General features: G+C 63.7%; 24 protein-coding genes. 12 read left to right on the top strand and 12 right to left on the bottom strand.

The genetic code is table 11. The features are described from left to right. The first annotated feature begins 239 nt into the window (after positions 1–239). The gene (locus IQ26_RS12225; protein ID WP_145717248.1) at positions 240–725 is read left to right on the top strand and encodes an Lrp/AsnC family transcriptional regulator; all 486 of its coding nucleotides are present in this window, start codon (positions 240–242) and stop codon (positions 723–725) included. 1 nt (position 726) lies between these two features. On the opposite strand, the gene IQ26_RS12220 is transcribed toward IQ26_RS12225, so the two are convergent. The 4 genes from IQ26_RS12220 to IQ26_RS12205 all read right to left on the bottom strand — a co-directional run bounded on the left by IQ26_RS12220 (position 727) and on the right by IQ26_RS12205 (position 4,294). Further along, positions 727–1,386, bottom strand: coding sequence for a D-glycero-alpha-D-manno-heptose-1,7-bisphosphate 7-phosphatase (locus IQ26_RS12220; RefSeq protein WP_145717246.1), 660 nt, complete (start codon positions 1,384–1,386; stop codon positions 727–729). Continuing rightward, positions 1,379–1,951 carry a D-sedoheptulose-7-phosphate isomerase gene (locus IQ26_RS12215; RefSeq protein WP_145717244.1) on the bottom strand — a complete coding sequence of 191 codons (573 nt, stop codon included), beginning with the start codon at positions 1,949–1,951 and terminating at the stop codon, positions 1,379–1,381. The genes IQ26_RS12220 and IQ26_RS12215 overlap by 8 nt, the downstream gene beginning before the upstream one ends. Before the next feature lie 8 nt (positions 1,952–1,959). Further along, on the bottom strand, positions 1,960–3,450 hold the full coding sequence (rfaE1, locus tag IQ26_RS12210) for a D-glycero-beta-D-manno-heptose-7-phosphate kinase (protein WP_145717242.1): 1,491 nt from the start codon (positions 3,448–3,450) through the stop codon (positions 1,960–1,962). 151 nt (positions 3,451–3,601) lie between these two features. Beyond that, a complete protein-coding gene (locus IQ26_RS12205; protein ID WP_145717240.1) occupies positions 3,602–4,294 on the bottom strand; it encodes a LysE family translocator in 693 nt (230 codons plus the stop codon). 165 nt (positions 4,295–4,459) lie between these two features. On the opposite strand from IQ26_RS12205, the gene rfaD reads away from it, so the two are divergent. From rfaD to waaC, 3 genes are read left to right on the top strand one after another with little or no spacing between them, the layout of a single operon-like run. Continuing rightward, complete coding sequence (gene rfaD, locus IQ26_RS12200; RefSeq protein ID WP_145717239.1) at positions 4,460–5,428, top strand: ADP-glyceromanno-heptose 6-epimerase; 969 nt, start codon at positions 4,460–4,462, stop codon at positions 5,426–5,428. Beyond that, positions 5,401–6,408, top strand: a complete 1,008-nt coding sequence (gene waaF, locus IQ26_RS12195) for a lipopolysaccharide heptosyltransferase II (protein WP_145717237.1) — start codon at positions 5,401–5,403, stop codon at positions 6,406–6,408. The genes rfaD and waaF overlap by 28 nt, the downstream gene beginning before the upstream one ends. Next, positions 6,405–7,394 carry a lipopolysaccharide heptosyltransferase I gene (gene waaC, locus IQ26_RS12190; protein WP_145717235.1) on the top strand — a complete coding sequence of 330 codons (990 nt, stop codon included), beginning with the start codon at positions 6,405–6,407 and terminating at the stop codon, positions 7,392–7,394. The genes waaF and waaC overlap by 4 nt, the downstream gene beginning before the upstream one ends. A gap of 56 nt (positions 7,395–7,450) precedes the next feature. Here waaC and greA read toward each other — a convergent pair whose 3' ends face one another. Together greA and IQ26_RS12180 are read right to left on the bottom strand one after the other, a co-directional pair. Beyond that, positions 7,451–7,924 (bottom strand): transcription elongation factor GreA, encoded by a 474-nt coding sequence (greA, locus tag IQ26_RS12185; RefSeq protein WP_145717233.1) that lies wholly within the window; start codon positions 7,922–7,924, stop codon positions 7,451–7,453. Positions 7,925–8,208: 284 nt separating this feature from the next. Then, complete coding sequence (locus tag IQ26_RS12180) at positions 8,209–8,742, bottom strand: tetratricopeptide repeat protein (protein WP_145717231.1); 534 nt, start codon at positions 8,740–8,742, stop codon at positions 8,209–8,211. Between the two features lie 198 nt (positions 8,743–8,940). Here IQ26_RS12180 and IQ26_RS12175 point away from each other — a divergent pair, with 198 nt between their 5' ends. The 4 genes from IQ26_RS12175 to IQ26_RS12160 all read left to right on the top strand — a co-directional run bounded on the left by IQ26_RS12175 (position 8,941) and on the right by IQ26_RS12160 (position 12,357). Continuing rightward, positions 8,941–9,366: a DUF3775 domain-containing protein gene (locus IQ26_RS12175; RefSeq protein WP_145717229.1), complete on the top strand. Its 426-nt coding sequence runs from the start codon at positions 8,941–8,943 to the stop codon at positions 9,364–9,366. A 180-nt stretch (positions 9,367–9,546) separates the two neighbouring features. Further along, on the top strand, positions 9,547–10,455 hold the full coding sequence (locus IQ26_RS12170) for an extensin family protein (RefSeq protein WP_162457940.1): 909 nt from the start codon (positions 9,547–9,549) through the stop codon (positions 10,453–10,455). A 305-nt stretch (positions 10,456–10,760) separates the two neighbouring features. Next, on the top strand, positions 10,761–11,561 hold the full coding sequence (locus IQ26_RS12165; protein ID WP_145717458.1) for an extensin-like domain-containing protein: 801 nt from the start codon (positions 10,761–10,763) through the stop codon (positions 11,559–11,561). Between the two features lie 88 nt (positions 11,562–11,649). Further along, positions 11,650–12,357 (top strand): LssY C-terminal domain-containing protein, encoded by a 708-nt coding sequence (locus IQ26_RS12160; RefSeq protein ID WP_145717225.1) that lies wholly within the window; start codon positions 11,650–11,652, stop codon positions 12,355–12,357. Between the two features lie 48 nt (positions 12,358–12,405). On the opposite strand, the gene IQ26_RS12155 is transcribed toward IQ26_RS12160, so the two are convergent. Beyond that, positions 12,406–13,428: a zinc-dependent alcohol dehydrogenase family protein gene (locus IQ26_RS12155; RefSeq protein WP_145717223.1), complete on the bottom strand. Its 1,023-nt coding sequence runs from the start codon at positions 13,426–13,428 to the stop codon at positions 12,406–12,408. 128 nt (positions 13,429–13,556) lie between these two features. Between IQ26_RS12155 and IQ26_RS12150 the strand changes: the two genes are divergently transcribed. Next, positions 13,557–14,471 carry a LysR family transcriptional regulator gene (locus tag IQ26_RS12150; RefSeq protein ID WP_145717221.1) on the top strand — a complete coding sequence of 305 codons (915 nt, stop codon included), beginning with the start codon at positions 13,557–13,559 and terminating at the stop codon, positions 14,469–14,471. 94 nt (positions 14,472–14,565) lie between these two features. Continuing rightward, positions 14,566–15,882 (top strand): hemolysin family protein, encoded by a 1,317-nt coding sequence (locus IQ26_RS12145; RefSeq protein WP_145717219.1) that lies wholly within the window; start codon positions 14,566–14,568, stop codon positions 15,880–15,882. A 3-nt stretch (positions 15,883–15,885) separates the two neighbouring features. Here IQ26_RS12145 and IQ26_RS12140 read toward each other — a convergent pair whose 3' ends face one another. After that, the gene (locus IQ26_RS12140; RefSeq protein WP_145717217.1) at positions 15,886–16,866 is read right to left on the bottom strand and encodes a quinone oxidoreductase family protein; all 981 of its coding nucleotides are present in this window, start codon (positions 16,864–16,866) and stop codon (positions 15,886–15,888) included. 97 nt (positions 16,867–16,963) lie between these two features. Between IQ26_RS12140 and IQ26_RS12135 the strand changes: the two genes are divergently transcribed. Continuing rightward, positions 16,964–17,365, top strand: a complete 402-nt coding sequence (locus IQ26_RS12135) for a winged helix-turn-helix transcriptional regulator (protein WP_145717216.1) — start codon at positions 16,964–16,966, stop codon at positions 17,363–17,365. 57 nt (positions 17,366–17,422) lie between these two features. Here the strand turns inward: IQ26_RS12135 and IQ26_RS12130 are convergent, their stop codons facing one another. After that, positions 17,423–18,028, bottom strand: coding sequence for an NADPH-dependent FMN reductase (locus IQ26_RS12130; RefSeq protein ID WP_145717214.1), 606 nt, complete (start codon positions 18,026–18,028; stop codon positions 17,423–17,425). Between the two features lie 92 nt (positions 18,029–18,120). Between IQ26_RS12130 and IQ26_RS12125 the strand changes: the two genes are divergently transcribed. Continuing rightward, positions 18,121–18,489 (top strand): winged helix-turn-helix transcriptional regulator, encoded by a 369-nt coding sequence (locus IQ26_RS12125; RefSeq protein WP_162457943.1) that lies wholly within the window; start codon positions 18,121–18,123, stop codon positions 18,487–18,489. Between the two features lie 49 nt (positions 18,490–18,538). Here IQ26_RS12125 and IQ26_RS39130 read toward each other — a convergent pair whose 3' ends face one another. From IQ26_RS39130 to IQ26_RS12110, 3 genes are all read right to left on the bottom strand, one after another. Further along, the gene (locus IQ26_RS39130) at positions 18,539–18,688 is read right to left on the bottom strand and encodes a hypothetical protein (protein ID WP_156090934.1); all 150 of its coding nucleotides are present in this window, start codon (positions 18,686–18,688) and stop codon (positions 18,539–18,541) included. A gap of 311 nt (positions 18,689–18,999) precedes the next feature. Next, positions 19,000–19,395, bottom strand: coding sequence for an acyl-CoA thioesterase (locus IQ26_RS12115; RefSeq protein ID WP_145717208.1), 396 nt, complete (start codon positions 19,393–19,395; stop codon positions 19,000–19,002). A 245-nt stretch (positions 19,396–19,640) separates the two neighbouring features. After that, the coding region (locus IQ26_RS12110) for a group II intron maturase-specific domain-containing protein (RefSeq protein WP_208760146.1) at positions 19,641–20,282 on the bottom strand (642 nt) is incomplete at its 5' end.

Below are 20,282 nucleotides of genomic sequence, written 5' to 3'. Positions count from 1 at the left end.
CCGAAAATTGCTGGCTTAGAGACTGTTTCGAAATTCGCTCTGGCGAGGCATATGGTGGTGGTTTCGAGAACCGGAGCGCAGCGGACATTTGGGTCCGTGAGCACCGGAAGCGCAGAAAACGCCATCAGATGGCCGCCAGAGTAGAGTTTCCAAACAGACTCTGAAGGGATGGAATGGACACCGAAGTGGTTTAATTACAAAATCACGAAAGATTCTTGCGTGAAGCGCCGAAGGTATCCATGCCGCTCAAAGCCGATCTCGACGCCATCGACTGGAAGATCCTGCGCGAGCTTCAGCAAGACGGGCGCATGACCAATGTCGAGCTGTCCGGCCGCGTCGGCATTTCGGCGCCGCCATGCCTGCGCCGTGTCAGGCGGCTGGAAGAGACCGGAATCATCCGCGGCTACCGCGCCTTGCTCAATGCGCCGGCGCTCGGCATGGACGTCGTTGCCTTCTGCCTCATCGGCCTGCATCACCAGGCCGACGCCGAGCTGAAGACCTTCGCCGAACGCACGCGCGGTTGGCCGATCGTGCGCGACGCCTGGATGGTGTCGGGCGAATCCGACTTTTTGCTGCATTGCGTTGCGAGCGACCTCGGCACCTTCCAGACCTTCGTCATCGAGGAGCTGGCCTCAGCGCCGAATGTCGATACGGTGCGGACGGCACTGACCATCCGCCGCGTAAAGGACGAGGGCCTGATGGCTTTCAATGGGGTGAGACCCTAATTTAGCCCTTGCCGAGTTCGGCGATGGCGTCGCGGAGTTTTCGGTGATCGTTGCCGCTCATCAGTCTGCGCGTCGCGAAAGCATGATCGCCGGCGACCCGATTGGATCTGCCGCGCACCAGCCAGCCCTCGCGCAGCCCGGCTCGCCGTCCGGCTTCCATGTCATCGGCCTTGTCGCCGACGATGATCGATCGGCTGATATCCACGCCCAGCAGATCGCGGGCGCGCAGAAGCATGCCCGGATTGGGCTTGCGCATCGGATGATCACCGACTGCCAGTTCACCCGTCCCGCGCGAGTGGTAGGCGCAGGCGAGCATCAGATCGATCCGGCAACCCTGCGCTTCGAGAAGCGCCAGCAGCCGAGCATTGACTGCGGCGAAATCCAGCCAGCCGAAATAGCCGCGAGCTATACCTGACTGGTTGGAGATTACGATCGCAGGAAGGCCGACGATGTTGGCCGTGCGGATCACCGGCAGCATCTCCGGTCGCAGCACGATGTCGGCCGGATCGCTGGGATAACCGGTATCGACATTGATAGTGCCGTCGCGGTCGAGGAACAGCGCCGGCGTGCCGGCTGGAAAAACCGCGGTGCCGATCCGTTCGACCCACAAACCGGGCTCTTCGAGCGGATAGGGCTTCACGACAGCGTCCCTGTCAGCCATCGCAGAGGCGCGCTTCGACCATTTCGCACAGATGATGATAGAGGCACAGATGCCCCTGCTGGATGATCGGCGTCGAGGTCGAGGGCACGTTGAGCAAGATGTCGCAGAGCGGCTTGAGCTTGCCGCCGGTATCGCCGGTCAGGCCGATCACCGTCATGTCCATCATGCGCGCCTGTTCGGCCGCGGCAAGAATGCTGGCCGAGTTGCCGCTGGTCGAGATGGCAAGCAGCACAGCACCCGCCGAGCCATGCGCCTCGACCTGGCGTGAAAACACCGTGTCGAAGCCGTAATCATTGCCCCAGGCGGTCAGCACCGCCGCATTGGCCGGCAGCGCGATGACATTGTAGGCCTTGCGCTCCTTCAGGAAACGGCCGACCAGTTCGCCGGCGATGTGGATGGCGTCGCTGGCCGAACCGCCATTGCCGCAGATCAGCAGCGCCTTGCCCTGCGAAAGCGCCGCGACGACGGCGGTAACGGCCCGCTCCATCTCGCTGGTGAGGTCGCGCTCGACCATCGCCGAGATCGCGGCCGCCGAGCGGACCAGGTAATTGTTCAGTTCGGACATGAAAAACCTCAGTTTGTACTGCCGGCGCGCAACTTGCCTATGGTGCCTGTCGTGCTTTTGCCGGCGACGAGATCGACCAGCACGACGCGTCCACCCGCCTTCTGCACCACGTCCGCACCGACCACCTGATCGATTGTGTAGTCGGCGCCCTTGACCAGTATGTCGGGCGTCAGCGCCTCGATCAGGGCGAGCGGCGTGTCTTCCTCGAAGACGACGACAGCGTCGACCGAGGCAAGGGCCGCCAGCACGCAGGCCCGGTCATGCTCGTCGTTGACCGGGCGCCCCGGCCCTTTCAGCCGGCGCACCGAGGCATCGCTGTTGAGGCCCAGAACCAGCCGGTCGCACTGGCTGCGTGCCGCATGCAAAAGGCTGACATGGCCGGCATGGAGGATATCGAAACAGCCGTTGGTGAAGCCAACGCTCAGGCCTTCGTCCTTCCACGCCGCCACCAGCCTGGCGGCGGCCGCGGCATCGAGGATCGCATCCTTGTGGGCAACCGGTCCGTGCGAGCGAAACAGCGCGCCGGTGAGTTCCTCGACCGTCAGCCGCGCAGTGCCACGTTTTCCCACCACCGCGCCGCCTGCCGCGTTGGCGATGGCGGCGGCCATGATGCGGTCGGCGCCCGCGGCAAAAGCCAGCGCAAATGTCGCGATCACCGTGTCGCCTGCGCCCGAAACGTCGAACACTTCCCGCGCTTGCGTGGTGATGTGCCGGGCATCGTCCGGGCTAACGACGCTCATGCCTTTCTCGCTGCGCGTCGCGACGACGAAATCGAAGCCATGTGCCGCGATCAGTTCACGCGCCGCGGCCACGATCTCGTCGTCGGCAAACACTTCACGTCCAACCGCCTCGCCGAGTTCCTTGCGATTGGGCGTGATTGCCGTCGCCCCGGCATAGCACGCATAGTCGCGGCCCTTGGGATCGACCAGGACCGGCTTTCCCGCCTCGCGGCAGATCGAGATCAGCTCGCTTGCGACGCCGTCGAGCAACATGCCCTTGCCGTAGTCGGACAGGATAACGATGTCGGCTTGCGTAAGGGCGGCACGGAAATGCCGGATCAGCGTCGCGCGCTCCGCGTCGTCCAGCGGCTTGATTTCCTCTTCGTCGAAGCGCAGCACCTGCTGGTTGAGCGCGCTGAAGCGGCTTTTCGACGATGTCATGCGGTTCACGTCCTGCGCGAGGCCGCCGGTGTCGACGCCAGATTCCCCGAGCATGCGCATGAGATTGTCGCCGGCCTGATCGTCGCCGATCACCGAGACCGGTATCGCGGCAGCGCCGAGCGAGACGATGTTGGAGACGACATTGCCGGCGCCGCCCATCGCCGACGTTTCACCGCGCCCGCGCAGCACCGGAATAGGCGCTTCAGGCGAAATCCGCTCGATGACGCCGTTGACGAAACGGTCGAGAATGAAATCGCCGACGACCAGCACGGTGACGTTGCCGAACCGCGAGATGGCGCGGTGAAGGGGTTCGGGAGAAGGCAGGTATTGCTCGCTCATGTCATCCGCGACGTGCAATGAAAGCCGGTCCCGATGCTGTGAAAACGCTGGACTGGCAGGGCTGGTCGTTCATGGCGAAGCCGATATACCGCAATTCGGCGCAGCGCAACGGCAGGCATCGAGCGGGTCACAGCCAACGGCGGCTGACGGATCAGCTTTTCTGCAAAGCGACATGAACGCCCAATCCCACGAGCACCACACCGCCGGCACGCCGCATGAGGCGCTGCGCGTGGCTCGAACGCCGCAGCCTGGTGATCAGCGCGCCGGCCAGCACCACGCACACGACATCCGCCGAGGAGAACATCAGATTGACGATCGTCCCGAGAACGAGGAATTGGAGCCAGACGGGAAATGTCGCCGACGCGTCGATGAATTGCGGCAGGAACGCCATGAAGAAGATCGCCGTCTTGGGATTGAGCACCTCGACGGTGATGCTCTCGAAAAAGGCGCGGCGGGCAGATTTCGGAACAATGCCTGAGGCAACGGGGCCTGAGGCAACGGAGCCTGAGGCAACGGAGCCTGAGGCAACGGAGCCTGAGATGACGGCATCGTCTTGCGCCCTGGCGCGAAACAGCGAGATGCCCAGCCAGATCAGATACAACGCGCCGGCCAGCTTGACCGCGACGTAGAGCGTCGGCACGGCGTGGAAAAGCACGGACAACCCGGCAGCGGCGGCGACGACATGCACATAGCCGCCTAGATGAATACCCAACGCCGCCATCAGCCCGGACCAGCGGCCCCGCGCCATGGTTTGTGCAGCAGCGTAGAGCATGGCCGGGCCGGGAATATAGGCGAAGATCGCCGTGGTGGCGAAAAAGGCGATAAGCAGTTCGGTCGATGGCATTGCCTTGCTCCTGTCGCGCTTCGCCGGTGGGTTGCCGACTGAAGCGAGAGCTTTGCGGCGGCACTGTGGCACTCACCCAGCCGCCGGATTGCGGCCTGCTTTATCGACAGCCCCGCCAGCCTCCCCTATAAGGACCGGAATCGGCATGAGGTACCAGAGGCATTCATGATCATCGTCACGGGCGGCGCCGGCATGATCGGCTCCAACATCGTCGCCGCGCTCAATGCCGAAGGGATTAACGACATCCTTGTCGTCGACGACCTGACCGACGGCCACAAGATCGCCAATCTCGCCGATCTCCAGATCGCCGACTATCTCGACAAGGACGATTTCCTGGCGCGCCTCGAAGACGGCGGGCTCGGCCGCATCGAGGCCGTCTTTCACCAGGGCGCCTGCTCGACCACCACCGAGTGGAACGGCAAGTTCATGATGGAGGTGAACTACGCCTATTCGAAGCGGCTGCTGCATGCCTGCCTCGCGCTGCGCGTGCCTTTCCTCTATGCCTCCTCCGCCTCGGTCTATGGCGGCGGCGCCGACTTTCGCGAGGAGCCGGAATGCGAACGCCCGCTCAACGTCTATGCCTATTCGAAGAAGCTGTTCGACGACTACGTCCGCCGCACCGTCTTCGACCCAAATCATTCCCAAATAAATGACCATTCGCCGGTGGCTGGCCTGCGCTATTTCAACGTCTATGGACCGCATGAGGCGCACAAGGGTGCCATGGCCTCGGTCGCCTTCCATCTGTTCAACCAGGTCGAGCAGGGCCAGAACCCGAAACTGTTCGGTGCCTATGACGGTTTCGGACCCGGCGAGCAGAGCCGCGATTTCATCCATGTCGGCGATGTTGCCGACGTCAATCTGTGGCTGTGGAAACGCGAACTGAGCGGCATCTTCAATTGCGGCACCGGCCGCGCCCAGCCGTTCCGCACCATTGCCGAAACGGTGATCGGCACGCTGGGCAAAGGGCAGATCGAGTTCATCGACTTCCCCGACCACCTCAAGGGCAGCTACCAGAGTTTTACCCAAGCTGATATGTCCCGGTTGCGCGCTGCCGGTTACAATGGTCAGTTTCGCACAGTGGAAACCGGCGTCAGAGACTATGTCGAATGGCTGAAAGCCCAGCGATCCTCGTGATCGGCCCCCGCTGGGTGGGCGACATGGTGATGGCGCAGTGCCTCTTCTCGGCGCTGAAAGAGCTTCACCCGAACACCGCGATCGACGTGCTGGCCCCGGCATGGGCGGCACCATTGGTCAAGCGCATGCCCGAAATACGCCAGCAGATCGATCTGCCGCTGAAATCCGGCGCGCTGGAATTCAGCATCCGAAGGCGCTTCGGCCGCCGGCTGCGCGACCGCTACGACATGGCCTATGTCATGCCGGGAAGCTGGAAGTCGGCGCTGGTCCCGTTCTTTGCCCGCATCCCGCGCCGTGTCGGCCATCTCAAGGAAATGCGCTACGGGCTGCTGACCGACATCGTTCCCTTGCCCGACGGTGTGAAACGGCGCACGGCGCAAGCCTATTTCGGCCTCGCGCAAGGCGGAACGTTCCGCGTCCCAAGGCTTGCTGTCGACACGAAAAACCAGGCGGCATTGCTGGGCCGCTTCGGGCTGGAGGCGAAGAAATTCGCAGCACTTATGCCGGGCGCCGAATTCGGCCCGGCCAAACGCTGGCCGAGTGAAGCCTATGCCGGCCTTGCCCGCAACATGATGGCGAAAGGACTGAAGGTCGCGCTGTTCGGATCGAAGAACGACGCCGACGTCACGGCGGAAATCGCCGCGCTTGCACCGGGTGCTGTCGACCTCGCCGGCCAGACGGGGCTGGAGGACGCCATCGACCTGATCGCCTCGGCCAGGCTCGCGGTGTCGAACGACAGCGGGCTGATGCATGTTGCAGCAGCGGTCGGCACACCGATCGTTGCCGTCTATGGCTCGACCTCGCCGCAGAATACACCGCCGCTGGCCGAGCACCGCGAACTGGTCTGGCTCGGCCTGTCCTGTTCGCCCTGCCATAAGAAAATCTGCCCGCTCGGTCATCTCAACTGCCTGAAGACGCTCGAGGTCGCGCAGGTCGCGGCAGCAGTGGAACGGCTGCTGGAAATACCGGCCGCCGCATGAAGGTGCTCATCGTCAAGACATCCTCGATGGGTGACGTCATCCATACCTTTCCGGCCGTCGAGGATGCGCGCCGCAACCGACCCGATGTGTCGTTCGACTGGTGTGTGGAGGAGGCTTTTGCCGGTATCGTGGCGCTGCATCCGGCGATCGCGACCATTCACACCGTGGCGATCCGGCGCTGGCGCACAAGTCCGCTCGACCGCGGCACATGGCGCGAGGCGGCGGGTTTGCGCCGCGCCTTGCGGGATTGCCGCTACGATCTCGTCATCGATGCGCAAGGATTGCTGAAATCGGCGCTGGTGGCGAAACAGGCGGCGGCGCCGATCGCCGGATTCGACGGCTCGAGTGCCCGCGAACCTTCGGCGGCTTTGTTCTACGACCGCCGCTATGCTGTGCCGCGCGACCTGCACGCCATCGAACGCACGAGGCGGCTGTTCGGGCTGGCGCTCGGCTATGAACCGGATTTTTCCGGGATCGAGTCCGGCATTGTGCCGCCGGCCGGCGGTTCGACCTTTGTCGGCGAAGACCCCGCCTTCCTGCTGCACGGCACCAGCCGCGAGGACAAGAAATGGCCGGCCGGCCACTGGATCGAGACTGCCCGGCTTCTCGTGGAAAGAGGAATGACGCCGGTCACCACCTGGTCGAACGACAGGGAAAAGGCGGTTGCCGAGGCGATTGCCCAAGCCGTTCCACAGACGGTTCTGGTGCCGAAATCGCCGCTTGCCGAGATCGGCGCGATCATCGGCCGGTCGGTGCTGGTCATCGGCGCCGACACCGGCCTCACCCACCTCGCCAGTGCCTTCGGCCTGCCGACCGTCGCCGTGTTCTTGGCGACGGAGCCCGGCCTGACCGGCCCGCGCGGGCCGTTCTCGTCAACGCTGCTTGCCGCGCCCGGCGGCGGCGTCGCGCCGGCGGAGGTGATGGCGGAGGCCGAGAGGCTGCTTGAGCGCCGGGCGCTTGGTCAGGCCGGCACCGGCAAGAATTGATTTGTTCAATCAATTCAATCGGAAAGGTCAGCGCGAGGCCGAACCCTTGAGTTCCCTCAGATATACTGCACCTGGACGATCTCATAACCCCGTGCGCCGCCTGGCGCATTGACCTCGATCGCGTCGCCGACTTCCTTGCCGATCAGCGCCCGCGCGATCGGCGAGGAAATCGAGATACGGCCGGACTTCACGTCCGCTTCCTGGTCTCCGACGATCTGGTAGGTCTTCTTCTCTTCCGTGTCCTCGTCGACCAGCACCACGGTCGCGCCAAACTTGACCTTTTCGCCGCTGAGCTTGGTGATGTCGATCACCTCGGCGCGCGCGATGAAATCCTCAAGCTCGTGGACGCGGCCCTCATTGAGGCTCTGTGCCTCTTTCGCCGCGTGGTATTCGGCATTTTCGGAAAGGTCGCCATGCGAGCGCGCTTCGGAGATTGCCTCAATGATGCGCGGTCGCTCTTCCTGCTGGCGCCAGCGCAGCTCTTCCTTCAACGACGCGAACCCCTCGCCTGTCATCGGGACCTTGTTCATGATGCCTGACCTTTCCTGCAGCCGCCCCCGCTTTCCGGGAACGACCTTGTCGATGGTACAAAAAGAAAACGGTCCGGCAGCCTCGGGCTAACGGAACCGTCTCACCACAATTTTTCCCAATATAGCAATCTTCGCGGGTTTTTCACGCCAAAAAAACGGTTTTGAAAAATTCGCCCGTCATTTGCGGGAACCCCGTCGCGGCGGCGCGCGCCTGGCAGGACGCGCGGCAACGAAAACCGGCTGCGATTGCCCGCAGCCGGTGTGAGGAGCGTTCGGGGGTCGAGTCAGCTCCTCGTGAAATGGTCGATCTGCTCGGACAGCATGCCGTATTCGCGAGATCCCTTGCCGGTGCGCTTCTCGATCTCCTGGAGCTGTTCCTGGGCGCCGGCGAGATCGCCGATCTGCAGATGGGCCTCGCCGAGATATTCGCGCACTAGCGTATAGTTCGGGTCGATGCGCAGCGCTTCCTCGTAATAGCCGAGGCCGACGGTGACGCGTCCGGAATGGCGATGCGAGTAGCCGAGATAGTTGAGGATGCGTGGGTCTTTCTTGTCCGCAGCGAGGCTGAGCACGGCGATCGCCTCGTCATAACGTCCGGCCATCGCCAGTGCGTGGCCGGCTTCATAGATGTTGTCGTCGTCCAGCATGCCTTGCTTCGGTGTCACGCATTTCTTCAGCTTCTTGTCGTAGACATAGCCTTTCTTGCATTTCGTGACGGTCTCGCCACCTCCGCCACCCTCGCCCGCCGAAAACACCGGGGCCGCAAACAGCGGCAGGGCGGCAAGCGCCAGAACCTGGATCAGCAATCGTCTGCGCATCGAAACCTCCTTGAAACACGACAGTGCGAGGCTAACGCCGGGCCGAAGCCGTTTCATCCCGGAAAGATTGCGGCCCCCAAAAGCTTTTTTGAAACCGTCCGTAACGGCCGCAAAATTGAAGAGCCGAAGGTGACGTGACGAGCGCCGCAAATTCGCTATCATCCAGCATACGGCAAACGGAGCATGCGGAGAAGGCCAGTGCGGCGGAGCGTTGAAAGGGAATGGGAACTTTCGATCGGTCCCGACACCGTGCGCCTGTTCATCCTCAAGGCGAAGGCGCTGAGTGCTGCCGTCAACGAAGACTATGCCGATGGCGCCGAGCACGAGATAGAACTCGACGGCGAGGCGCACGACAACCACCACCATGATGGTCTCGCGGAGGAAAGTTCCGAAAACCTCACCGAAGAAGAACTGCGCGAGCTGATCAACGACCTCAATGTCGACGAGGCGGCCGAACTCGTCGCGCTGGCCTGGGTTGGCCGCGGCGACTATGACGCCTCGGAATGGGCGGACGCGCTGGCCGCCGCGCGCGAGCGCGCCAACAAGCGCACGGCGAAATATCTGCTCGGCATGCCGCTCTTGGCCGATTGGCTGGAGGAAGGGCTGGAAGCGATCGGCGCGTAACGCCGCGGTTACTGTTCGTGATCGGCCAAGCCCTCGTCCAGGGCAACTTCCGCACGCACCCGCCGTTAAGGACGAATGGCGGCGCTAACCCCTCCCGGATCGATCGGATTGGCCGGATTGACCAGATTGGTGAGCAGATTGGCTGGACTGGGCAGATTGGCGCCGCCTTTGGCGGCGGCCATGCTGTTCGCAGGAGCGGCCCTGGCCAAAGCTCCAAAATTGCCTGAAACCGTGCCCGTCCCGGAGCTCAATCGATCGCAACCAGCGCAAAAGGCCGCACCTGCCGACGCGCCGGTCCCCGAGCCGCGCCCTGCGGATGCGCCAACGCCTGATCAACCCGCGACCGACAAACCGGACCAGGACAAACCCGACCAGACCGAGGAAGCCCGGCCGGAGCCGCCGACAGTCGCTCCAAAACCGACCGAAAAGCCCGCTGAGGCGGAGCCGCCGGCCACCGCCCCGAAACCACCGGAGAAGCCGGCGCAGACGCAGGAGAAGGAAATCCCTCCCGACCCACGCTCGGCCTCCGTGCCGCAGGAAAAAATGCCGGAGGAGGAACTTGCCTGCCGCAGGCGGCTGAAGTCGGTGGGCGTCGACTTCGAGGAAAGGAAGGCCGAGCACGATGCGGCGGTCGGCTGCTCCATCCCCTATCCAATCGTGCTGAAGACGCTGGGCAAGTCATTGGATATCAACCCCGAAACCGAGCTGAACTGCCAGATGGCCGAGGCCGCCGCGCGCTTCGCCACCGATGTCGTCCAGCCGGCGGCCAAGGCCGAGTTCGGCGCCAATCTCAAGTCGGTCGGCCAGGCATCGGCCTTCGTCTGCCGACAGCGCAATGGCGGAGGGAAATTGTCGGAGCATGCCTTCGGCAATGCGCTCGACATCGCCAACTTCACGCTTTCGGACGGGAAAAGGATCGACGTCGGCCCGGTGCCGCCGGAAAAGGACGCGAAATTCCTGAACGCGCTGCGCAAGGCAGCCTGCGGACCGTTCAAGACCGTGCTTGGCCCGGGCAGCGATGCGGATCATTCGCTGCATTTCCATCTCGATCTCGCACCGCGCCGCAACGGCGGCACCTTCTGCCAGTGACACGGTCCCGGCCCGACTGCGCGCCGCAATTTGGCCGCAGCCGTAAACGCAGCCGCTGATTTTTCCTTTACTCTTGGCGACTAAACTCTGTGCCATCTGGACCATGATCCCGAAAAAGTGGGAACCGGTTTTCGGAAAAGATCATGGTCAAACAAACAGGCAGAACCTGATCGGGATCAGGTTCGGGGACAGGGAACCTGCCTATGGCCGGGATATTTCGCGTCGCGTTTGTCGCCGCGCGGCAAATGAGACGCGCGCGCCTAAGCAGGTTCCGCAAAAGTGTTCCACGGTTTTGCGACAAGAACCTGCGGCAAACAAGAGAATCTAAGCAGGCATTCGTGGGCTGGGCCACGAGTGCCTGCTTGGTTGCCGGCGGGCTTGCCATCGCCGCGATCTCGGCCTGCACCACCGGCAGCGTGCTTTCGCTGGAACCGGCCGTCGATGTCGGCAGCCAGACATCGGCCGTCCCGAAATACACTGGCATGCAGACCCTCGTCCCCTCCAACCCGTACATGACCGCCGCCTATCCACGCATGGACGAGCCGATGGCGCCGGCCGAACAGATGCCTGCCAGCGAGGTCGACTGCCGCAAGGAGCTGAAGCGCCTCGGCGTCGCCTACACCGACCTTGCGCCAATCCGTGAGGGCCAGTGCGGCATCGACTATCCGGTCAAGGTCTCGGCCATCGGCAGCATCGGGATGAAGCCGGCCGCGACGCTGACCTGCGACATGGCCGCCACCTTCGCCGGCTGGACCAGGAACGAACTCGTCCCGTCCGCCCGCTGGCGCTATTTCTCAGGGGTCAAGACCATCCGCCAGGGCTCGAGCTATTCCTGCCGCAGGATCGCAGGCGAAGGCGTGCTGTCGGAGCACGGCAAGGGCAACGCCCTCGACATCATGAGCATCGAGCTCAACAACGGCAACGATATCGACGTGCGCAAGCCCGGCCTGTTCGCCTTCCGCACGCGCGGCTTCCTCAACACCGTGCGCGCCGACGGCTGTCAGTATTTCACCACCGTGCTTGGTCCCGGTTACAATTACGACCACCGCAACCATTTCCATTTCGACATCAAGAACCGCAAGAACGGCTACCGCGCCTGCCGCTGAGCCCTGGCGGTTGCCCTCTGCCCAAGATCCGTGGCGCCGCGTACAATGACGCCACACAAGTGATGCCATATCGCCTGGGTGGTATCTCGTGAGCCGACGAAGCCTTCGACGACGCGCAACGATCTGGCTGGTGGCGTTTTGCGCCGGCTATCTCGTGCTCGCCTATTTCGCCGCGCCGGAATTCTGGAGCCTGCGAAACCGCAACTTCCGCACGCAGCGCTTCGAGATGGTGACGCACACGCCGCAAGGCATTCCTGGCGACCCGATCAATGTCGGCCTCGTCGGCACCGAACAAGAGCTGGTCCACGCCTTCGCCATCGCCGGATGGGACACGGCCGACGCCGTTACTCTGAAGACCGCGATCGAAATCGGCGAGAGCGTGCTGTTCGGCCGCCCCTATCCCGACGCGCCGGTGAGCCGGCTCCTGTTCGATGGCCGCGCACAGGACATGGCTTTCGAAAAGCCAGTCGGCGCCAGCGCCGACCGGCGCCATCATGTCCGCTTCTGGCAGACCGATGCGACCGGCGACGACGGCCGGCCGCTGTGGCTGGGTTCGGCAAGCTTCGATCGCGGCGTCGGCCTCAGCCACGACACCGGGGCGATCACCCACGATATCGCTCCCGACATCGACGCCGAGCGCGACTTCCTGATGCACGACCTGTCCGCCGCCGGCATGCTGGTCTCGACCAGCGAGATATCAGGCATCGGCGCGACCAAGACCGGGCGCAATGGCGGCGGCGACCCCTATTTCACCGACGGCAAGGCGGTGGTCGGCGTGCTGCTGCAGTTGCCGTAGGCGCAGGACGAACGGCCGGCCTTCCGCGTCATCGCCTGACGGCCGTAATCAGGACCCGGCGATCACGATCTTGCCGAACGGCCCCGTCTCCAGGTGTTCGAAAGCCTGCGGCACCTCGTCGAAACCATAGACCTTGTCGATCACCGGTTTGATCGCAAGCGTCTCGATCGCCTCGTTCATCCGCTCGAAGGCGCGGCGGTGACCGATCGATATGCCCTGCACGACAATCCGATTTTGCAGGAACGGGATGATCGGAAAGCTGAGTTCCATACCGCCCAGAAGGCCGATGACCGATAGCCGGCCATCGGCGCCCAATGCATTGAGCGATCGCCGCGCATTGTCGCCGCCGACCATCTCCAGCACATGCCTGACGCCGACGCCATCAGTCAGGTCGCGCGCGGCCTCGTCCCATGCCGGTTGGGCGCGATAGTTGATCACCTGCCAGGCGCCGAGTCCCGTTGCCCGCTCGAGTTTCTCGTCGCTGCTTGACGTCACGATGGCGCGCAGGCCGAAGGCGGCCGCGAACTGCAGCGCAAACAGCGACACGCCGCCCGTGCCCTGGATGAGAACGGTCTCGCCCGGGATCGGCTTTGTCGCCTCGACCAACGCGAACCACGCCGTCAAAGCCGCGATCGGCAGCGTCGAGGCCTCGACATCGCCGAGGGACTGCGGCGCCACCACGGCTGCATCTTCGTGGAAGAGTACATAGTCGGACAACGTGCCGGGCAGCGACGACCCCAGCGTATGCTTGTGCAACACCGGCGGTGCGTCGCCGTCCAGCCAATCGGCGATCACCTGGCCAAGCACGCGCTGCCCGACGCGGAAGCGGCTGACCTCGCTTCCGATGGCCATCACTTCGCCCACGGCGTCGGATGTCGGCACGAAAGGAAAGGCAAGGTCCGGGATCAGCACGCCGTCGACGATCATCCTGTCCTTGTAGTTCAGCGAAACGGCCTTGATCCGCACCAGAAGGTCGCGTGACCCCGGCTTGGGTATCTTTCCCTCAGCCGGCTCAAGCCTGGACAGGCCGAAACCGCTCATCTGCCAGGATTTGTTGATTTCAGGTCTCATCTTCGGTCCGCACTCCGTGATTGGTGGCCACGCAAGACATCTATGCGAATTAACTATAGATAAAAGTGCTTCTATGAGGCAAATTTGGAAACAGATTGAGGACTTAAATTCTATAATAGGAAGGCGAAATGGAATCAGCCAGCCTGCAAGGCATCCTCGCATTCGTTCAGACGGTCGAGGCCGGCAGTTTCACCGGCGCCGGTCAGCGGCTGCATGTAACGAAGTCGGCGGTCGGCAAGGCGGTCGCGCAGTTGGAACAGCGATTGGGCGTTCGCCTCCTCAATCGCACGACCCGCAGCCTGAGCCCAACCAGCGAAGGCTTGGGCTACTACGAAGCATGCGTCAGGGCACTGTCCGAAATCGAGGCCGCCCAGTCATTGCTCGCCACGCATCGGCTGGTGCCTTCCGGTCGGCTTCGCGTTGACGTGCCCCTGGCCTTCGGCCGCAGATGCGTGGCGCCCGTGCTCTTCGACATTTCCAGGCAGTTTCCGGATCTGACGATGGAAATCTCCTTCAACGACCGGCGCGTCGACCTGATCGAGGAAGGCATCGACCTGGCGGTCCGCATGGGCGACCTCGATGACAGCCTGTCGCTCGCCGCGCGCCGCATCTACGCCCAACGCTCGGCGATCTGCGCGGCCCCCTCCTATCTCGAAAAACACGGCAGGCCGCGATCGATCGAGGATCTCGCCAACCACAGCGTCATCGGCTACGGCCGCGACGGCATTGTCCGGCCCTGGACGGTAAGGCATGCCGACGGCCATGTCGGAAGATTCGTGCCAAGGGCGCGGCTTGTCCTCGGTCACGGCGAACCGATGCTGGACGCAGCCCTTGCCGGCTGCGGCATCGTCTTTCTGCCGACCTGGCTGGCGGCCGACAGCCTCAGGAGCGGCGAACTCGAGACAGTCCTGTCGGATTGTCTCGTCGAAGACATCGTCGTGCATGCCGTCTGGCCGGTGACGCGCAGCCTGACACCAAAGGTCCGTGTCGTCGTCGACGCCCTGATCAAGCATTTTTCGTCACCGCCATGGGATGCCGCATGAGATGGCTGCCTGCGCCGGCATGAAGAAAGCCGGCATGAAGAAAAATGACGGCCACCTATTTTCGAAGACCGCGCCGCAATGCTATTGACCGCGCATGCTCTATGCTGAAATCGCCATCGTGGCCGTCCTCATCTGCGTGAACGGCCTTCTGGCAATGTCCGAACTCGCCATCGTCTCGTCACGGCCGGCCCGCCTCAAGGCGATGATCGACCGCGGCGTCAAGGGTGCCGGCCGCGCCTTGGCGCTCGGCTCCAATCCCGGCAAATTCCTGTCGTCGGTGCAGATCGGCATCACCCTGGTCGGTGTTTTGTCCGGCGCCTTTTCCGGCGCCACGCTTGGCGAGCGGCTGTCGGTGTTCCTGGCATCGATCGGCGTCCGCGAAAGCATTGCCGACCCGATCGGCGTCGGCATCGTCGTCGCCCTCATCACCTACTTCTCGCTGATCATCGGCGAACTTGTGCCCAAGCAGATCGCGCTGCGCGATCCCGAACGGGTCGCCGCCAGGGTTGCTCCGGCGATGACCATCCTTGCCACCGTCTCGGCGCCGCTGGTGTTCCTGCTCGACATTTCCGGCCGCGCCATGCTGTGGCTGCTTGGCCAGCGCGGTGAAAGCGAGGAGAAGGTCACCGACGAGGAGATCAAGATGCTGGTCGCCGAGGCCGAGCATCACGGCACCATCGAATCGGACGAGCGGCGCATGATCGCCGGCGTCATGCGGCTCGGCGATCGCGCCGTCCGCGCGGTGATGACGCCGCGCACCGAGGTCGACTGGATCAACCTGCAGGCCGACGACGCGGCGACCCGCAAGCTCCTGATGGAGACCCAGCATTCGCGCCTGCCGGCCGGCGACGGCAGCGTCGACGCCATGATCGGCGTCGTCCAGACCCGCGACGTGCTGGCCGCGATGCTCGGCGGTCGCGCGCTCGACTCGCGCCGGCATGTGCGCGCCGCTCCCATCGTCCATGACCAGGCCGACGCGCTGGATGTCCTTTCGACACTCAGGGAATCCGACGTGCCGATGGCGCTGGTCCATGACGAATACGGCCATTTCGAAGGCATCGTCACCCCGGCGGACATACTGGAAGCCATCACCGGCGTCTTCCGGGCGGATCTCGACGCCGGCGACGAGGAGGAAAACGCCGTCAAGCGCGACGACGGCTCATGGCTGCTCGCCGGCTACATGCAGGCCGACGAGATGGCGGACGTTCTCGGCATCGACCTGCCCGAGAATCGCGACTACGAGACTGTCGCCGGCTACGTGCTCTCGCACCTGCACCATTTGCCGACCACCGGCGAATGCGTCGATGCGCAGGGCTGGCGCTTCGAGGTCGTCGACCTCGACGGCCGGCGCATCGACAAGCTCATCGCCACCCGCCTGCCCGCCGGCCACCGCGAGATCTTGCGCAAATAAGAATTATGGTATCAACACGACCTTGCCGGTCGAGCGGCGCTCCTCCAGCGAGCGATGCGCTTCGGCCGCCTGGTCGAGCGGGTAGCGGCCGCCTCGTATCACGGCAAGCTCTCCGCTGGCGGCCAGATGGAAAAGCTCCGACAGGCTGGCCCTGAGACCATCGGCAGAGAGCAGCGGAAGCAGGGCGAAGCCTCGCAACGATTGGTTCCGGGTGATCATCGCTTCCAGTTCCGAGGCGCCGATCGCGTATCTGCCCAGCGCCGCGAAGACCAGCTCTCCGCCAGGCGCGAGAGCCTCCAGCGACGCCGCCGTGATCGAGCCGCCGACAATGTCATAGACGACATCGACGCCGGCGCCGCCTGTTGCTTCCCGGACCTGAGCGGCCCAATCCGCTCCGCGGTAGTCGACGGCCGCATCGGCGCCGAGCAATAAGGCAAGATCACGTTTGGCCGCGCTGCCGGCGGCAGCGATCACGGCGCTGGCGCCCTGGCGCCTGGCCAGTTGGATCAGCAGGGAGCCGACACCTCCGGCGGCGGCCAAGACCAGCACTGACTTGCCCTTCGGTAGACTTTGCCGCAGCAGATGGAAGGCCGTCAGCCCCTGCACCATCAGGGCCGTCGCATCCTCGAAGGAGAGCGCGTCGGGCAAAGGCACGGCCAAGTCTGCGTCGATCGTCACATACTCGGCATATCCGCCGAATGGGCGCTTTGAAGCGAACAGCGGCGCCGCGACGCGTGTCCCTGTCAGCGAGGCGTCCACCCCTTGGCCAAGTGCCTCCACGGTTCCGGCTGCCTCGACGCCGAGGATGACAGGCAATTGCGGCGTCACCGCATAGCGATCCCCGCGCATCAGCACTTCGAAGAAATTCACTCCGGCCGCATGAACGCGGATCAGGACCTCGCCGGCTTGCGGCAGCGGCTTCGGCATCTCGATGACGTCGAGGACGTCGGGACCGCCGAAACGGTTCAGTTGAATGGCTCTCATGGCATGCACCCATCGCTATGGCATCGGATGCTGTTTGCCACTATCTGCCTGATCGCGACTACACACTCATTTGTCCCCTGCTGACCAGGAGGTGACCATGGCCAAACTGACCAAGAGACTGCCCTTGCTGCCGGCGGAACGCGCCCTGAAGGTGATTTCGGGCCGATGGAAGGCTGTCATCCTCTACCATCTCTTCGATGAACCCCGGCGGCTGTCGGTGCTGAAGACGCTGGTGCCTGATATCACGCAGAAGGTGCTGATCCAGCAGCTTCGCGAAATGGAAGAACACGGCCTGGTTCGCCGCGAGATCTTTGCTGAAATTCCCTCACGCGTCGAATATTCGGCGACGCGCCTTGGCCTCAGTCTCGAGCCTATCCTTTTGGCGCTTTGTGAATGGGGCCAGCACCACGCGGAAGAGCTGAACGAATTGAACCACCTTGCCGACTGCATCGTCAGGCCACGGCAGGCGCTGCAACCGGCCATCGCCTTCACAAATTAAAAGGGGCGACGCAAACGCCGCCCCGGATCCTTGGGAGGATGTTTCCGATCCGACGGCTCAGGCCGCCTTGGCTTCCTCGGCAATCGCATCAGCCCTGCGCGCCGCCTTCAGGACCTTGGCCCACCAGGCAACGTCGTTGACCAGCGCGGTTGCCGCCTGGTTCAGGTGTTCAAGCTCTTCAAGCTTCTTCTCGCCTTGGCGGACGGCGAGGAAATCGCCCCACGCAATATGGACGGCGGATTTGACCGGCGCCATCTGCAATTCGACGGCATGCATCCGGAGCTGCTCGACGGCACGCGCGCCGCCGACGGCGCCATAGCCGACGAAGCCGGCCGGCTTCTTGTTCCATTCATTGGCGGCGTAGTCGATGGCGTTCTTCAGCACCGCCGTCGGGCCATGGTTGTATTCGGCGGCGGTGAAGATGAAGCCGTCGAACTCGGCGACCTTCTTCTGCCAGCGCAGCGCCACTTCGTTCTGCGACGGCACCCAGGCGGACGATGCAACCTCGTCGAAGAACGGCATCGGGAAGTCGCGCAGGTCGACCACTTCCACGTCGATGTCGGCATGCGACTTGGCGATCTTGGCGATCCACCCGGCGGGGATGTCGGCGAAGCGCGCGGCGCGCGTCGAACCGATGACGATGGCGATTTTGGGTTTGGACATAGAGGGGCTCTCCTTTAGGCAAATTTCTGGTATCGTTTAGATACCTGAGCTATATGAGTGACTACGCCCACGAGGCGCAAGGAGGCACCTTTTTGATACCAAGGCACCCGCACCGCACCGAGGACTGCCGCGCGGTCTCGGAAATCCTGCAGCGCGTCGGCGACAAATGGACGGTGCTCGTCGTCGGCAAGCTCGGCGACGGGCCGCTGCGCTTCAACGAATTGCGCAGCGCCGTCGGCGGCATCTCGCAAAAGATGCTGACCACCACTTTGCGCGGGCTGGAGCGCGATGGCTTCGTCACCCGCACCGTGTTCCCGACCATCCCGCCGCGCGTCGACTATGAGCTGACCGATCTGGGCTACGAACTTCTGGTGCCGGTCGGTGCACTCGGCGAGTGGGCGCGCAGGAACACCGAGCGCGTCAAGGCGGCGCGGGCGAAGTTCGATGGGATTCACACCTGAAACTCTTGCGCAGCAAGGGTTTGCGCGCGGCGCGTAGCGTAGACGAATTCTACGGCTGCATCTGCATTCCGGCCTGAGGACGGCTTTCGAGCCGCTTCGACTTCGGGGTCTGATCGACCACCTTGTCGCCGATGGCGCAGGCCGCCCCTTTACCGCAATTGCGCACAGGCGTCGTGCCGGTGTCGCACGTCGTCGCCACGCAGATTCGCACCTGGTCGCTTGCCGCTTGAGGGTGGTTTTTCGGAGGTGCAACGGGCTTCGGCCTCGTCTTGTCTGACCTCGGTATAGGCGGTTGCGGCCAACAGGCAGAACAAGGCTGCAAGCGCGCCCGCCAATGCGCCGTTCAGCAATCGTTGACGCATTGTCTTTTTCCCGGATCCGCTCGGACACGGTCACGGAAATTTGCGAACGCGACTATGAAAAGCATCACACAACTCGCTGTTCGCATCCCCCTGCGGGAGGCTGGCAGCGGCGTTGCTGTCCGATTTTAGGCTAACTACACCCGGCTGGTCAGCCTTCCGCCGGAACCGCCTTCGGCTTGCCTTCGCTGTCCAGTGCCACCATGACGAAATCGGCATGGGTGACCTTCTCCATCAGGTCGGAGAGGTAGCGTTGCGCCCAGGCCTCGACCTTGAGCGTCATCGAGGTGCGGCCGACGCGCTCGACATGCGTATAGATGCACAGCGTGTCGCCGACCTTCATCGGCTTGGCGAACGACATCTCCTTCACCGCCGCCGTCACCACGCGGCCCTTGGCGCGCTCGGCGGCGCGGATGCCGCAGGCAAGGTCCATCTGCGCCATCACCCAGCCGCCGAAGATATCGCCCGCCGCATTGGCGTCCGAGGGCATGGCTAGCGTCCGCAGTGTCAGATCGCCGATCGGCCGTCCATCAGCGTAATGCACCATGCGGGAATTCCTTCGAGATCGATAGTCGATCCGTACCGGGATGGCAGTGACGCGTCAACGCGCCGCCAGCCGGTAATGTCGCAGTTTGAGAATTCGGCCACGGGGTGGAATATTGCCCTTCGTCTCATCGATCGGAACGAGCAGGTAGCGCCATAGATCGGGATAGGGGGACGCCTCGCGGCGCCGCCCCTCCCACACCACCGGGCATACGGATCACGTACCACGGCGGTTCGACCGGATTAAGCTTAGACAGAGACATAGAGACGGGGGAGACCGAGCGACTCGAAGTGGTGGTTGCGCAGGGCCTGTTGGACCGCCGGGTGTCCTGACATGCGCCAGAATCCCGTCGGTGAACCGGCAGCAACCGCGGCCCGGAGCTTTGGCACGCCACGACGGCGCAGCTCCTTGAAGCGGTTGTGCCCGTTCCCCCATTGCCGCCAAAGATACATGCGTAATCTTCGGCGGGTCCACGCTTCCAAGTTCGTAAGCACCCGCGGGGTCTGGCAGAAGCCGAAGTAGCCGCGCCATCCGATGAGGTATGGCTTCAGCTCCTTGACCAGCTGCGGCAGACTTATGCCCCGGGTCCGGCGTGTCATATCCCGGATCAGCGCCTTGAATTTGGCGAGGGCCTTCGGCGCGATGCGCCGCTCGCTCCCGTCATTCGCGATGCTGAACCCCAGGAACTTCCGCTCCTCCGGCCGCGCCACCGCGCTCTTCGCCTCGTTGACCTTCAGCCGCAGCTTCTTGGTCAGGAACCGGCTTACCGAAGCCATGACCCGTTCGCCGGCGCGGCGGCTGCGAACATAGATGTTGCAGTCGTCCGCGTAGCGGCAGAAGCGGAGACCACGTCGGGCCAGTTCCCTGTCGAGGTCGTCGAGCAGGAGGTT

Origin of the sequence: Mesorhizobium tianshanense, assembly GCF_007830515.1 — a bacterium.
GTDB lineage: Bacteria > Pseudomonadota > Alphaproteobacteria > Rhizobiales > Rhizobiaceae > Mesorhizobium > Mesorhizobium tianshanense.
The sequence above is the reverse complement of the archived record's forward strand: the minus strand, read 5'-3'. Positions and strand labels throughout refer to the sequence as shown.